Here is a 12,170-nt window from a genome sequence, read left to right on the forward strand (position 1 = left end):
GGGGGGCAGAGGGGGAAAATAAATCTGCTCCCTTGGTTCTTTCCTTGCTCCCTCATATCCCTAGAGACGCGATTAATCGCGTCTCTACCCCAATCTTCTACACCACTACTTTTTCTAAACTCAACTTAGAACGCTTCACTTGCTCAGGAATCGCTACGGGATAATCTCCAGTAAAGCAGGCAGAACAAAAACTATTAGTGTCTTCTCGTGTCGCTTCTAGCATTCCCTCCCAACTGAGATAGGCGAGGCTGTCTACTTCCAGTTGCTTGGCAATTTCCGCTACTGACTTGGTAGCAGCAATCAGTTGATCTTGAGAATCAGTGTCGATACCATAAAAGCAGGGATGAGTTACTGGCGGAGAGGAGATTCGCATGTGTACTTCCACTGCACCAGCTTCACGCAAGGTTTTGACCAATTTACGGCTGGTAGTACCCCGAACAATCGAGTCATCTACAATGATCACTCGTTTACCCGCCAGCACATCTTTGAGCGGGTTGAGCTTCATGCGAATACCTGATTCGCGCATGGTTTGTGTTGGCTGAATAAAGGTTCGTCCAACATAGCGATTTTTAATTAGTCCTTCGCCATAAGCTACACCAGAAGCTTGGGAAAATCCGATCGCAGCAGGGATACCTGAATCAGGAACACCAAAGACAATATCGGCATCTACAGAGGATTCTTTAGCTAGTTGATGTCCTAAGCGCATCCGATAGCTGTACAAACTCTCGTTATGCATGACGCTATCAGGGCGAGCAAAGTAAATCATCTCAAAGATACACAATTTCCGCTGGGGCTGTTGACTCCAATGATAGGAAGCCAAACCTTCTTCAGTAATCCAAACTAATTCGCCTGGTTCTACATCTCGCAGGTATTCGGCTCCAATAATGTCTAAACCACAAGTCTCCGAAGCCAAAACGTAACGAACTGGATTACCAGCCAAAGTGCCAATGACTAGGGGGCGAATGCCATTGGTGTCCCGGACACCCATAACGCCGTTAGGAGTGCCAATAACTAAACTAAAGGCTCCTTGGCAACGATGAAATGCCTGAATTGAACCCTCTAGCCAATCTGCGCCAGCATTGATTGCTTCTGCGATCGCAAAAGCGATCATTTCTGAGTCTGTTGTCGTGACTAAGTTGCATTTTTTCTCAAGCAACTCTTGACGTAACTGCGCTGTATTGACTAAATTGCCATTATGTGCAAGAGCTAATGAACCTAGACGGGTTTCCAGCACTGCGGGTTGGGCATTAACTTTGCGGCTAGAACCTGTGGTGGAATAACGAGTATGACCAACAGCAAGGCTACCAGGCAAATGATCCAAGATGGATTCATTAAAGACTTGAGACACCAAGCCCATATCTTTATGGAGGTGTACTTGTGTACCCTCAAAGGTGGCAATACCAGCTGATTCTTGACCCCGATGCTGGAGGGCATACAATCCAAAGTAGGTCAGTTTAGCAACGTTTTCTCCTGGTGCGTAGATGCCAAAAACACCACAAGCTTCTTCTGGCTTGTCAGGCTGATTTTCATGACTATTGATTGGGTTGTTGGTTTGGTCGGGGTATTCATCCGAAGTGACAGAATGAATCGAAATCATGCTAGCTTTGCTCCTGGTGGGGGGGTCAAGTCACTGGGATTATGTCTATAGATAGTTGCAGCTTTCTTAATAAATCTTTAACCATCTATTAAAACAGTACCCTAATTATGATCAGGGACGTTAATAGTTCTGAGTGATTAGTGCTGAGTTCTGAGTGAAGGCTAAATACCCAGGACTCATCACTCAGGGCTTAGGTACTGGTGTGGATGGCGAGACGCCTAGCGATCGCGTGGGAATAGCGATCGTTCATATCTTCGATCCTAACTTTGATTAAGGCTTGGTTATCAGTAGTGAAAACCCCCAAACCGATCTCATAATCACAAACCGTACCCACTCTTTGCCATTCTTGACCCAGATGTTCCTGTAAGTATGATTCCCAAATTTCTTGTTGTGCTGATGCTACAGAAACTAAAATCCTGGTACCACCTTCGGCAAACAACAACTCATCAAAGCGAGATATTGACTGGGTTGGTGGGATTTCTAAATTGATTTCAGCACCAAGGTTGCCAGCAATACAACATTCTGCTATTGCGATCGCCACTCCCCCCTCAGCAGAATCATGGGCTGAGCGTACCCAACCATTACGAATTCCTTCACGGCAAACTTTCTGGACGCGGCGTTCTAAGTCAAAATCTATCCGTGGCGGTTTTCCGGCAACAGTATTGTGGATAGTGGCTAAATATTCCGATGCTCCCAAACTGATTTTGGATGCCAGAGGCAATCCGAGAAGATAAATCACATCGCCGGATGCTTGCCAACCTTGACCACAAATTTTGGTGATATCGGGAATCAAGCCTACCATACCCACTACTGGGGTGGGATAAATTGGTTGTGGGATGCCTTGAGAATCAAGAGTTTCATTGTACAAAGAGACATTACCCCCTGTGACGGGAGTTGCCAATTCTCGACAACCTTCTGCCAAACCGCGACAAGCTTCTGCCAATTGCCAGTAACCAATCGGTTTTTCTGGAGAGCCAAAATTCAGGTTATCTGTCACCGCCAGAGGTTCTGCACCCACACAGCTAAGATTGCGTGCAGCTTCTGCTACCACTGCCTTAGCTCCTTCGTAGGGGTCAAGATAAACATAACGAGGATTGCAATCTACCGTTGCCGCCACCCCTAATTTTGAATTTTGGATTTGGGATTTTAGACTTTCCTGCGGAACGCTACGCGAACGGCTACGCTCAGTCGAACGATTGGGGATTTCTTCAAGCGGGCGCAAGCGCACCACAGCTGCATCTGCACCACCTGGCAGTATCACAGTATTGTTCTGTACTTGATGGTCATATTGACGATATACCCAGTTTTTAGATGCGATCGTGGGTGTATCGAGCAAAGTTAGCAAAATATCATTCCAACTTTCCACGCCTCCTTGGAGTTCTATTCCAGCAGTTGTGCAAGCAGGTAAGGAATCAGGAGTCCATTCCCAAGCTTGACGGGCATATTCTGGCGGTTCTGCTAACAATTCCCGTTCATATAGTGGGGTATTCTCAGCCAAAGCCTCAGCGGGAATTTCTGCTGCTACTGCACCTTGAAAGAGAATCCGCACGATGGGTTCAGCGATGACAGTACCGGCAACAACGGCTTGAAGTCCCCAACGATGGAAAATGTCGATTAATTCCTGCTCACGCCCCTTGTGGGCAACGAACAGCATTCGTTCTTGAGATTCCGAAAGCAGATATTCATAAGGAACCATCCCCGTTTCTCTTGCGGGAATCTTATCTAAATCTAGTTCAATTCCCACACCGCCTTTTGCCGCCATCTCTGAGGTAGAACAGGTGATCCCCGCTGCTCCCATATCTTGGGCTGCAACAACTGCACCTGTCTTAAAGGCCTCTAAACAAGCTTCAATTAACGACTTTTCCAAAAAGGGGTCGCCCACTTGCACAGCAGGGCGATCGTCTATTGACTGATCACTCAATTCTGCGCTGGCAAAACTAGCGCCTCCCATGCCGTCGCGCCCAGTAGTGGAACCAACATACAGCACGGGGTTGCCTAAGCCAGATGCTCCAGATTTGACGATTTCTGGTGTTTCCATCAAACCTAGTGCCATAACGTTCACCAGAGGATTACCAGAGTAAGCAGAGTCAAAGTAGACTTCACCGCCAACGGTGGGTACTCCCACACAATTACCATAATGGGCAATTCCTGCTACTACACCGCTAAACAGCCGTTGGGTTTTGGCATCTTCTAGGGAACCAAAGCGCAGTGAGTTTAATAGGGCAATGGGACGCGCACCCATTGTAAAGATATCTCTGAGAATGCCTCCTACTCCCGTTGCGGCTCCCTGAAAGGGTTCAACCGCTGAGGGGTGGTTGTGGGATTCAATCTTAAAAGCTAGTTGCAGTCCGTCGCCCAAGTCTACAACACCAGCATTTTCACCAGGACCCACGAGGATGCGGGGCCCCTCAGTGGGAAATTGTTTGAGTAGAGGTCGGGAATTTTTGTAACAGCAATGCTCTGACCACATTACCCCAAACATTCCCAGTTCAGCTTTGTTGGGATGACGCCCTAACCGACGGACAATTTCTGTGTATTCTTCTGGCTTTATACCTTCTGCGGCGATTTCTTGGGCGGAAAAGGCTGGTTTTGAGCTTGCAGTCATGGAAGTAATGCACTCTGGGGGGACAGAGCATTATTCTATCGATTTACTTGCCTTGTAGATGCAGTTCTAAAAATGCAGATAATTCTTCTTTGGATATTTCTTTCTGAACTACTCGAATCACCAAGTTATAAGCTTGCTCTTGGGATAAGTTCAAACTGTAGCCGTTTAAGGTTATGAAGGTATCCATAACCGCAAATGCAGTGCGTTTGTTGCCATCAATAAACGGATGGTTCATCGCTAAATGGTACAGGTACGCTGCTGCTTGCTCGTGAATTGTAGGATAGAGAAGTTCGCCGCCAAAAGTAGCTTGAGGTTGTGCCAGTGCTGAATCTAGCAAACCTTCGTCTCTGACACCAGATGTTCCACCAAAGCTGTTTATCTCATCTTGGTGAATGTCTAGGACTTGAGAAATAGAAAGAAATCTAGGAGTCTGCAAGTCGACGGTAAACCTCCTGCCATTTCTGTTTAGAAGCTAAGTAAGCCTGCCATACTTCTTCATCTGAGGCAATCTGATTTGAGGAAGTATTTTCTAATTTGTCTTCTTTTTGGTCAATCTCGCGGAAAGATTGGGCGAAATCAGGAATATTTAATAATACTTTTTCAGTAACTTGCTTTTCTTCTGTTTCTTGCAAATAAGCCAGAAACGCAACTGCTAATCGCAACTTTTCAATAGAAAGTTGACGCAAGCGGCTTTCGGCTTCTGATAAATAAATGCTGTGCTTTTGTTCTATTGCCATCGTTACCCCAAGCTAGGTTCGTTGCCAGTTGTGAATCAGTTTTGCCTCTAACTCTAGCTTATCGCGCTATTGTGATTTACTCAATCAAGGCAACTGCAAAAACACTGAAATTTCTAGCCAATTAAGCTGAAGGGGTATAATTTGGGTAATTTTACTATTATTACAAAAAAGGCTTGTTTGTAGAATTAAGATTAACTAAATGCAACAATATTGAAGTAGTAAAATGAATTTTCCTATAATCTTTATTCAGGCTTGTCACAGTCCTAATCCATTGGAATGGACTATTGTTATTGCTATAGTTGGCGCAATTTTAGCTGGTTCGGGTATAGCTGCTACTGGAATTATTTCTATTTCAAGTACAGTAATAACAATGCTTATAGCAGGAGCTAGTATGGAGACAATATCAGCAGCAGTAGGAACAATGTTGAATACAATTTATGCAGCCACCGCATCAGTTCAATTAGTAGCTATGTTGGTGAATGGCATTAAAAGTATTTTGGGATCCTAATTAATTTATGTTGCAAAGCGTAATGCCTACGGCGGCAAGCTACGCACTTATACTTTTGGATAAATTATTTAAGCGCGATATTTAAAGATAACTTACTTAAGTAAAGCTAGTGCGATTTTCAACTTTGTATTTTGCGGATATATACTTAAACTCAGAGATTATTCGGGTATATGCAGTTTAGATGTAACAATCAAGTGACGAGAATCACACATATCTATGATTAGGATCGTCTCCCTGCGATCGCTAACTAGGCATAATTAATGACAACTGAACTCTAGCCGAGTCATTAATAGGGAACACACTTAATTGCCGACAGCCTTAATCAAGGACTGTCGGTTTTTTATGTCTATATGTCCTTCATCCTTTGAGAAATGCCCCATAACTATAGCCAATAAAATTTCCCCACAACTGGTTGGTAACTTGACAAAGATTTTGCCACAGCCACTACCAAATGTGGGGAGGGTATGATCAAATTGGGTATCTTATGCCTATCGAGCGCTAATATCTTGCACTCACTCTAGTAGACCGGAAGTATACTCCTAGAACCAGCACATACTTTGATTAAGACATCGCTTGAATGATGTAATCAAAGTAGGGTGCTGCTTCGGCAGCGTCTTCCGCACTCAGTAAGCTAAGGGAAGCTGTTTTGAGGGAATTGATCGCTTCTACCATTCCAGGCACAGGAACGCCCAATGAGTTGTACATTTCCCGCACACCAATCAAACCAATTTTTTCAATTGGTTCTTTGTCACCGGCAAGCACACCATAAGTAATCAGACGTAAGTACCAGCCAAAATCACGGATACATAGAGAGCGCTGGCGTTCTCCGTAAGCATTACCTCCAGGGGAGATAAAGTCAGGACGCTTCTGCCAAAGTTGTTTGGTTGCTTCCTGAACTATCTTTTTTTCGTTTTCGGCTAAGGTAGCCGCAATCCTCGTCCTTTGTACGCCGGTTTGCAAAAAGTCTTTGATATTTTTAAGTTCGCCACTGCTGGGATAACGCAGTTCGTCGTCGGCTTTGAGAATAACTTGGCTAATTACAGTCATGATTATTGAAATCACCTGAAATATTATCTGTTAGTTTAGCGAGTCGGAGGTACACAAGTGAAGAGAGATGATGGATATGAGGGAGCAGGGAGCATAGGGAGAATTAATAACTTTTGACTCTTGACTCTTGACTTTTGACTCTTGATTAATAACTAATGACTAAAATAATTTGGCAGCAGGGTGAATTAATTGAAGTAACGATCGCTAACTTGAGTGATACAGGCGATGGTGTGGGACGCGCTGATGAGCGTGTAGTGTTTGTCCCAGATACTGTCCCAGGCGATCGCGCCATTGTCCGCTTGGTACATGTTAAACCTAAATACGCCCACGGGAAGCTCCAGCAGCTATTAGAGCCATCCCCCCACCGTATCCGACCTAGTTGTATTGTGGCGGATAAGTGCGGTGGTTGCCAGTGGCAGCATATTAATTATGACTACCAGCTAGTAGCCAAGCAAAATCAAGTTATCCAAGCAATGGAGCGCATTGGCGGTTTTGTCCAACCACCGGTAGATCCGGTAATCGCCGCCCCTTCTGCTTTGGGCTACCGTAATAAATCTACATATCCTCTGGGCATATCGGCAACGGGACAAGTACAAGCTGGTTACTACCAGAAAGGTAGTCACCAATTAATTAACTTAAATCAATGTCCAGTCCAAGACTCACGATTGAATCCCTTACTTGCCGAAGTTAAGCAGGATATCCAACAACGGGGTTGGCGAATCTATGACGAACAGCGTCATCAAGGACAAATTCGCCATCTTGGTTTACGCATTGGCCGACACACTGGAGAAATGTTGCTGACTTTGGTAGTGAAAGACTGGAATTTATCAGGAATCGAAACCCAAGCCCAGGAATGGTTAAAGCGTTATCCGCAGTTAGTGGGAGTGTCGCTCAACCGCAATAGCGATCGCACAAATGCTATCTTTGGATTAGAAACCCGTTGCATCGCTGGAGTCCCTCACCTGCGTGAATATTTTGCTGGACTGGAATTTCAAGTGCGCCCAGATACATTTTTCCAAGTGTATACAGAAACCGCAGAAGCACTATTGCAGGTCATTCAATCAGAACTCAATCTTCAAGGGCATGAGTTGCTAGTTGATGCCTACTGTGGTATTGGGACTTTAACTTTACCCCTCGCCAAAAAAGTCCGTCAAGCTACAGGATTAGAGGTGCAACCAGCAGCAGTGGAACAAGCTATTTTGAATGCCCACCGCAACGGAATTGAGAATGTGACATTCCAAGTTGGGGCAGTAGAGAAATTGCTTCCAAAAATGGGCACAATACCAGAAGTAGTAATACTCGATCCGCCACGTAAGGGGTGCGATCGCGCTGTCATAGACACTTTACGGCAATTGAAACCATCTCGGATTGTTTACGTCAGCTGTAAAGTAGCCACCCTTGCTCGTGACCTGAAATTACTTTGTCAAGATGGGCAATATACTATCACACGAGTGCAACCTGCTGATTTTTTTCCTCAAACGGCTCATGTTGAAGCTGCCGCCTTTCTTGTGCTATCACATTTGCACAAGGATAGTAATTCCTTTACAAAAACTGAAATTTGAAATTTTTAGTCTAGTGCATACTAAAGATGCTAAAATTGAATTAAGCTGAAAATAAAAATTCATTTTGTTTAAATAAATTCAAGTTGCATAGGTTCTTAGAGATATGAATTGGATTGTGTAAATGACTAATCGGCAATTAACTAGAGTATGCCAATACTCTGTCAAATTACTAGCATCTTTATAAGTTGCTGAATCCATTATCAAAACTATTCTAGCCGTAGTATTATCTAAGCAATCCCAATTCATACTGTAGAACTAATGCTCCCTAGCATTTTCAAAATTTAGTTTTAAAGACGCAAGTTTGAAGGCAGCATGACCACCTCAAGTTTTATCAGGGTGCCTGTAATAGCAAACTGATGTCTAGCTAACTGAAAGCTATGGGGTTTCTCTTGTGATTACTATTTCACTCCGTCCAGTTGGACGTTATTGGGGCACTATTAGTTTTGCCTCAACCCTCTACCTTTGTCCAATACTAGATTTATTGTTGGCAGAAATTCCAGCAAAATTACAATCCGAACTGCGGCTAGGACTTCAAGAAGCCTTAGTAAACGCAGCTAAACATGGCAATAATCTTGATCCAAGTAAAACAGTTGTAGTTCGTTTTTCCTTAATAGATAATCAATATTGGTGGATAATATCAGACCAGGGTAGCGGCTTTACTCCTTCATCTACTAGTGATGAAGAACCAACAGACTATTTACCACCAGATGAATCAGAAAGTGGTCGTGGTTTATGTCTTCTCCACCAAATTTTTGATCAGGTAGAGTGGAACCGCAAAGGCACAGAATTGAGGCTTTGTAAACAAATGGAAAATCGTCCCCGTTTATCTCTGCGACTGTAACTTAATAAGGAGTTAGGAGTTAATAATTTAAAACTTTTAACTCCTCACTCCTAACTTTTAACTTTTTCCGTGAGTTGGACAGGGAGGGGCAGAAATGGAGCGATCTAACCAACCAATTGCCTGTTCTAATCTAGCTTGAGCTTCTTGTGGCTGATTCTTTAAAAGATACACAATAGCTGCCGCCACTTGTTCATTAGCGCGGGAATTGCGGTTAGACTTGAGGCGATGCCAATCGTTAGGGGAAATGCTCAGTCTTTCCATGAGGGCTTGAGCTAGTTCCAGAGTACTAAGTTCATTCAGTTGACTGGTTTTCGGCAGCTGGGTAGATTGGGACATAACTATTGGCACATTTGCATTTACTTCTACTGTACTACTTGTAAATGAAGCCGCCTAAACAATCACAGCCGTCAGCAGAAAATCAAGAACCAGATTTTGAACAAGAATTAGAGGAAGTAGAGCGATCGCTCCTATCCTTAAAAGAACGTTACGATCAAGTGCAACGCGATCGCCAACAACAGGCACAATGGCAACAGCGCCGCGATCAACTAAAGCACAATAAATTTCAGACACCAGAAATCAAAGCAGAGTTACGGCAAATTCAACAGCAGTTGGAAATGCTAGAAGTGAACTTAGAAAGCCAGTTATTTTCTTGGCGTAGCCTCAAAAAACCTTTCTGGCAAGTCGTCCGCTTTGGTGGAATGGGCGTTATCATAGGCTGGATATTAAAGTCTTGTGCTGGATAAATATGGTAAATCGACGGATTGCAGAAATATTGCGAAGTGGTCAACCTGACGAGTCCCTCCAAGTTCAAGGCTGGGTACGGACAAAGCGCGAGTCCAAGGGGTTTGCTTTTATTGAAGTCAATGACGGCTCATCACTAGCTAATTTGCAAGTCGTCATTAATCAAGATTTGCCAGATTACGAAGCTATATTGAAAAAACTGAATACAGGTGCTGCTGTCGAAGTTACAGGGGTACTAGTGGCTTCTCTTGGTAAAGGACAACGAATTGAGTTGAAAGCCGAGTCCGTGAAAGTTTATGGAGAAGCTGATCCCGATACATATCCCCTGCAAAAGAAACGCCATTCCTTTGAGTTTCTGCGAACCATTGGACATTTGCGATCGCGCACTAATTCCTTTGGTGCAGTTTTCCGCGTCAGAAATGCTTGTTCGACAGCAATTCACCAATTTTTTCAACAAAGAGGCTTTTTGTGGGTACACACACCCATCATCACTGCTAGCGATTGCGAAGGCGCGGGTGAATTGTTTAGCGTTACCAGTCTAGATTTAAAGAATATTCCCCGCACAGAAAACCAAGCAGTAGATTACAGCCAAGACTTTTTTGCTAAACCCACATATTTAACAGTTAGCGGCCAGTTGGAAGCAGAAGTAATGGCGATGGCGTTTAGCAACGTCTACACCTTTGGCCCTACCTTCCGTGCAGAAAATTCCAACACCTCCCGCCACTTAGCAGAATTTTGGATGGTTGAGCCAGAAATGGCTTTTTGTGACTTAGAAGGCGATATGGATCTAGCTGAGGCGTTTCTCAAACACATTTTTCAATATGTGTTAGAAACTTGCCCAGAAGATATGGAATTTTTCAATGAACGCATTGATAAATCTGTGTTGGCAACAGCCGAAAATATTATTAATAATCAGTTTGAACGCTTAACTTACACAGAAGCCATCAAACTCTTAGAAAAAGCTGATGTGAAATTTGAATATCCTGTAAGTTGGGGTTTAGATTTACAATCAGAACACGAACGCTACCTAGCTGAACAATTATTTAAAAAGCCTGCGATCGTTACAGATTATCCAGCGCAAATCAAAGCATTTTATATGCGCTTGAATGACGACGAAAAAACTGTCCGTGCAATGGATATTCTCGCACCTAAAATTGGCGAAATTGTCGGCGGTTCTCAGCGTGAAGAACGCCTAGAAGTATTAGAACGCCGTGTGTTAGCGCAGGGGTTAAAGCCAGAAGATTTGTGGTGGTATCTTGATTTGCGTCGTTATGGTACTGTTCCACATGCAGGTTTCGGGCTAGGTTTTGAACGACTCGTGCAATTTATGACGGGTATGGGAAATATTCGTGATGTGATTCCTTTTCCGCGTACACCACAAAGTGCTGAATTTTAGTTTAAATTTTAGACCTCTTATCGCCTCTACACAAACCTATTCCGTCTGCGCGGATTAATAAAAACATTGAAACCCGCGAATGCGGGTTTTGTTTGTATGGTCACATATTTTCTAAAACGATTAATTAAAATTAAGATTTTTGAATCTCCTCTTGTAAAACTTCAATTTGCTCAACAGATAATTCCGTAACTTGAGCAATTTGCTCTAAACTTATTCCAATTCGCAACAAATTTAAAGCCAACTTTCTTGTTGTTTCTGCTTTGCCTTTAGCTTGTCCTTTCGCTTCGCCTTCTTCTAAAATTTGTTGATAAATGACTGATACAGGTTTTGGACAATTGGGATTTATAAAATAGGTAATTACACAGAAGTAAATATCCTAAAAAATCGATTTTTATCGATATCTAAAAAGAGCGATAAATCTATAAGGTTCTATTAATAGAGTTCCCTAAAATTTTTACATAGTAACATATATAGCAGTTCTCACTTCAGTATTAAATTTCATACATAATAAATTAGGGTTACAACAATTGTTGTAACCCTACAGATTCGCTATATTCAATGTGCTCGAAAGCCCTTATAGAATAACAATTAACCTCATAACTACCGAATTATGAGCAATTCTTCACATTTACTACATCTAGATTAATGGTTTGCAAAGGTAAATACTTTCTTGCTTGCCTACGTGGGATAAGTGACGCTAGTGTTAAAAGAATTGTGCAAAGTAAAACCTCCATCCCAGAAGTCGAGTAGGAAGCTAGAATGGCAATTCCAAATAAACAAGTAAAATCTAATACTGATATTTTAGATAATAGACGCACCCAAACTCGCATCCAAGTTCGCATTCCTAAAGACTTGCATGAGGAACCAGTCATTTCACGACTGGTTTCTCACTATGGGGTCATAGTCATTATTGCTGATGCTCAGGTAAGCGCAAACGTGCCACAATATAGCTGCTTCGATCTGGAACTGCGAGGTACTGTTTCCCAGATTGAAAGCGCCCTAACTTACCTAGATGAACTGGATTTAGAAGTTTTGCACCAATCCAGCCCTGAAGAAGATGGTTGGTAGATTTAGTTAGGAGTTAGAAGTTAGGAGTTAAAAAATTCATAATTCATAACTCCTAACTGTTAACTATT

At 43.0% G+C, this 12,170-nt stretch carries 12 protein-coding genes; 6 read left to right on the forward strand and 6 right to left on the reverse strand.

Features of this window, described 5'->3' with window-relative positions; genetic code table 11:
- Positions 1 to 97 precede the first annotated feature (97 nt).
- The 4 genes from purF to F8R90_RS14665 form a co-directional block, all read right to left on the reverse strand.
- Complete coding sequence (purF, locus tag F8R90_RS14650; protein ID WP_196511344.1) at positions 98 to 1,597, reverse strand: amidophosphoribosyltransferase; 1,500 nt, start codon at positions 1,595 to 1,597, stop codon at positions 98 to 100.
- 190 nt (positions 1,598 to 1,787) lie between these two features.
- A complete protein-coding gene (gene purL / locus F8R90_RS14655) occupies positions 1,788 to 4,202 on the reverse strand; it encodes a phosphoribosylformylglycinamidine synthase subunit PurL (RefSeq protein WP_196511345.1) in 2,415 nt (804 codons plus the stop codon).
- Positions 4,203 to 4,245: 43 nt separating this feature from the next.
- Complete coding sequence (locus tag F8R90_RS14660; protein ID WP_196511346.1) at positions 4,246 to 4,638, reverse strand: type II toxin-antitoxin system death-on-curing family toxin; 393 nt, start codon at positions 4,636 to 4,638, stop codon at positions 4,246 to 4,248.
- Positions 4,625 to 4,939 (reverse strand): hypothetical protein, encoded by a 315-nt coding sequence (locus tag F8R90_RS14665; RefSeq protein WP_196511347.1) that lies wholly within the window; start codon positions 4,937 to 4,939, stop codon positions 4,625 to 4,627. Before F8R90_RS14665 ends, F8R90_RS14660 begins: the two co-directional genes overlap by 14 nt.
- Positions 4,940 to 5,162: 223 nt before the next feature.
- Here F8R90_RS14665 and F8R90_RS14670 point away from each other — a divergent pair, with 223 nt between their 5' ends.
- Complete coding sequence (locus F8R90_RS14670) at positions 5,163 to 5,447, forward strand: hypothetical protein (protein WP_196511348.1); 285 nt, start codon at positions 5,163 to 5,165, stop codon at positions 5,445 to 5,447.
- Positions 5,448 to 6,008: 561 nt separating this feature from the next.
- Here F8R90_RS14670 and F8R90_RS14675 read toward each other — a convergent pair.
- Positions 6,009 to 6,494: an allophycocyanin subunit alpha-B gene (locus F8R90_RS14675; RefSeq protein WP_094348587.1), complete on the reverse strand. Its 486-nt coding sequence runs from the start codon at positions 6,492 to 6,494 to the stop codon at positions 6,009 to 6,011.
- Positions 6,495 to 6,649: 155 nt separating this feature from the next.
- Between F8R90_RS14675 and rlmD the strand changes: the two genes are divergently transcribed.
- Complete coding sequence (gene rlmD, locus F8R90_RS14680; RefSeq protein ID WP_196511349.1) at positions 6,650 to 8,056, forward strand: 23S rRNA (uracil(1939)-C(5))-methyltransferase RlmD; 1,407 nt, start codon at positions 6,650 to 6,652, stop codon at positions 8,054 to 8,056.
- A gap of 391 nt (positions 8,057 to 8,447) precedes the next feature.
- Positions 8,448 to 8,897 carry an ATP-binding protein gene (locus F8R90_RS14685; RefSeq protein ID WP_196511350.1) on the forward strand — a complete coding sequence of 150 codons (450 nt, stop codon included), beginning with the start codon at positions 8,448 to 8,450 and terminating at the stop codon, positions 8,895 to 8,897.
- A 57-nt stretch (positions 8,898 to 8,954) separates the two neighbouring features.
- Here the strand turns inward: F8R90_RS14685 and F8R90_RS14690 are convergent, their stop codons facing one another.
- Entirely contained in the window at positions 8,955 to 9,233 is a 279-nt protein-coding gene (locus tag F8R90_RS14690; protein ID WP_094328229.1) for a DUF6439 family protein, read from the reverse strand.
- A gap of 44 nt (positions 9,234 to 9,277) precedes the next feature.
- On the opposite strand from F8R90_RS14690, the gene F8R90_RS14695 reads away from it, so the two are divergent.
- The 3 genes from F8R90_RS14695 to F8R90_RS14705 all read left to right on the forward strand — a co-directional run bounded on the left by F8R90_RS14695 (position 9,278) and on the right by F8R90_RS14705 (position 12,102).
- Positions 9,278 to 9,640, forward strand: a complete 363-nt coding sequence (locus tag F8R90_RS14695) for a hypothetical protein (protein ID WP_196511351.1) — start codon at positions 9,278 to 9,280, stop codon at positions 9,638 to 9,640.
- 2 nt (positions 9,641 to 9,642) lie between these two features.
- On the forward strand, positions 9,643 to 11,034 hold the full coding sequence (gene asnS, locus F8R90_RS14700) for an asparagine--tRNA ligase (RefSeq protein WP_196511352.1): 1,392 nt from the start codon (positions 9,643 to 9,645) through the stop codon (positions 11,032 to 11,034).
- Positions 11,035 to 11,793: 759 nt separating this feature from the next.
- Positions 11,794 to 12,102, forward strand: coding sequence for an NIL domain-containing protein (locus F8R90_RS14705; RefSeq protein ID WP_190892551.1), 309 nt, complete (start codon positions 11,794 to 11,796; stop codon positions 12,100 to 12,102).
- The last annotated feature ends 68 nt before the right edge of the window (positions 12,103 to 12,170 follow it).

It is taken from the genome of Nostoc sp. NZL (assembly GCF_015714705.1).
GTDB classification, from domain to species: Bacteria; Cyanobacteriota; Cyanobacteriia; order Cyanobacteriales; family Nostocaceae; genus Nostoc; species Nostoc foliaceum_A.

Bases quoted from the DNA above. Each gene is read 5' to 3' on its own strand.
- F8R90_RS14675 (WP_094348587.1), bottom strand. From the start codon at position 6,494: ATGACTGTAATTAGCCAAGTTATTCTCAAAGCCGACGACGAACTGCGT.
- F8R90_RS14695 (WP_196511351.1), top strand. From the start codon at position 9,278: ATGAAGCCGCCTAAACAATCACAGCCGTCAGCAGAAAATCAAGAACCA.
- purL (WP_196511345.1), bottom strand. From the start codon at position 4,202: ATGACTGCAAGCTCAAAACCAGCCTTTTCCGCCCAAGAAATCGCCGCA.
- purF (WP_196511344.1), bottom strand. From the start codon at position 1,597: ATGATTTCGATTCATTCTGTCACTTCGGATGAATACCCCGACCAAACC.
- F8R90_RS14705 (WP_190892551.1), top strand. From the start codon at position 11,794: ATGGCAATTCCAAATAAACAAGTAAAATCTAATACTGATATTTTAGAT.
- F8R90_RS14670 (WP_196511348.1), top strand. From the start codon at position 5,163: ATGAATTTTCCTATAATCTTTATTCAGGCTTGTCACAGTCCTAATCCA.
- asnS (WP_196511352.1), top strand. From the start codon at position 9,643: ATGGTAAATCGACGGATTGCAGAAATATTGCGAAGTGGTCAACCTGAC.
- rlmD (WP_196511349.1), top strand. From the start codon at position 6,650: ATGACTAAAATAATTTGGCAGCAGGGTGAATTAATTGAAGTAACGATC.
- F8R90_RS14690 (WP_094328229.1), bottom strand. From the start codon at position 9,233: ATGTCCCAATCTACCCAGCTGCCGAAAACCAGTCAACTGAATGAACTT.
- F8R90_RS14665 (WP_196511347.1), bottom strand. From the start codon at position 4,939: ATGGCAATAGAACAAAAGCACAGCATTTATTTATCAGAAGCCGAAAGC.